At 70.6% G+C, this 1,663-nt stretch carries 2 protein-coding genes; both read right to left on the bottom strand.

Features of this window, described 5'->3' with window-relative positions:
- A partial coding sequence (upp, locus tag QZV94_RS24960; RefSeq protein WP_293683186.1) for a uracil phosphoribosyltransferase occupies nt 1-445 on the bottom strand: 445 nt, incomplete at its 3' end.
- 10 nt (nt 446-455) lie between these two features.
- On the bottom strand, nt 456-1,625 hold the full coding sequence (locus QZV94_RS24965) for a DUF1688 family protein (RefSeq protein WP_293683188.1): 1,170 nt from the start codon (nt 1,623-1,625) through the stop codon (nt 456-458).
- Nucleotides 1,626-1,663: the final 38 nt, after the last annotated feature.

Raw genomic sequence — 1,663 nt, forward strand, 5'->3', positions numbered from 1 at the left:
CGACCGCGGCGATGGCGGTGTTGCCGGTGGCCAGCATCGGGTCGATCACCACCACGGTGCGCTGGGCGACGTCGGCGGGGGCCTTGAAGTAGTACTCCACGCAGTTGAGCGTCTTCGGATCGCGGTAGAGCCCGATGTGGGCCACACGGGCCGCCGGGGCCAGCTCGAGCATCCCCTCCAGCATGCCCATGCCCGACCGCAGGATGGCGGCGAACACCAGCTTCTTGCCGACCAGTTGCGGCGCCTGCATCGTCTGCATCGGCGTCTCGATCTCGATCAGCTCCAGGGGCAGGTCGCGCGTGACCTCGTAGCAGAGCAGCGCGCCGATCTCCTTCAGGAGCTGGCGGAAGCTCTTCGTCGAGGTGTCCTTCCTCCGCATCAGGGTCAGCTTGTGCTGCACCAGCGGGTGGTCGACGACGGTGACGCCCTTCGGAGGCCGAACCATCAGATGCTCCCTAGAAAACCGTGCCGTCGGAGACGACGGCGATGGGCGGCGACAGGTCCGGCCGCCTCTGGGCCGCGATCCGGCGGCCCGCCGCCCACGTGCCGCCCTCCAGCACGCGGGCCAGGGGGAAGGCCTTGGCGGTGACCCCCAACCGCTCCCGCACCAGGGGCGCCAACCTGTCCAGCAGCGCCACCGTCAGCGATCGCCAGCCCACCACCAGCGGTCCGTCCACCGGGTGGGCCTTCGCCGCGTCCGCCGGGTCCCTGAGCACCAGCACGCCCATGTCCACGAAGAGGCCGCCGTTGCGGTATTCCGCGAGGCCGGTGAGCCCGTCGATGTCGGTCACCTCGATCCCGCCCCACTGCAGCGGTTCGATCAGCGAATAGCTCATCCACTGGGAGAGCTTGTGCAGGGGCACGTAGCCGTCGATCGCCGGATGCGTCCAGCAGTCGCCGAGCGCGACGCCGCCAAGGCTGAGGCGGCCCGGCCAGATCGGCCCCAGCGCCTGCAGCAGCACCTCCAGGATCACCGGCGCCGGCAGTTTCCCCTTCTCCGCGTGCCGGCTCATGATGTCGAACAACGCCGCCGGCTGGCCCACCGCACGGCCCAGCTGGTTGAGCAGCGCCGCACGGCCCTCGACGCCTACCAGCGGATTGCGTCGGGTGACCTGGAACGCCTTGGCGATCATTTCCGCGTCCACGGCGTGCAAGGCGTCGGCGCGCAGCGGATCATCCGGATCGGAGGACAGCGCCCCGGACTGGAAGAGCCGCAGGGACGCCACGCCCAGGCCCTCCGAGCGGCCCAGGACAGCCCCCGTCGCCGCGTCGCGGTAGCGCCAGGCCGCACCGGCGCCAGCGTCCAGCAGCACCGAAGGGATCACCAGGTCAAAGGCGGTCCGGCCCAGGGCGGCCTTGATTCCCGGCTTCTTCGTCTCCGCCCACAGGTCGCGCCCGTTCGCCACGAAGTGCCGCCAGCGGGCGTGGAACGGGACCTGCAGCGTGGGATAGTTCTCCCGCACCACCTGGGCCGTCAGGTCGGCGGCCGCCTCGAGCCGCGACAGGTCCAGCCGCCACTCCGCCAGCCCGCCCGCCTCGGCGATCGCAAGCATCTCCTGCGCCCGCTCGCGCACAGCGGCGGCGGTCAGCAGCTTACGGGCGTTAGCTTCGTCGGTCCCAGCCAACTAGAATTCCTTCAGGTCGCGGCCCACCACCGACTTCA

The organism is uncultured Phenylobacterium sp., assembly GCF_902826855.1.
Classification (GTDB): Bacteria; Pseudomonadota; Alphaproteobacteria; order Caulobacterales; family Caulobacteraceae; genus Phenylobacterium.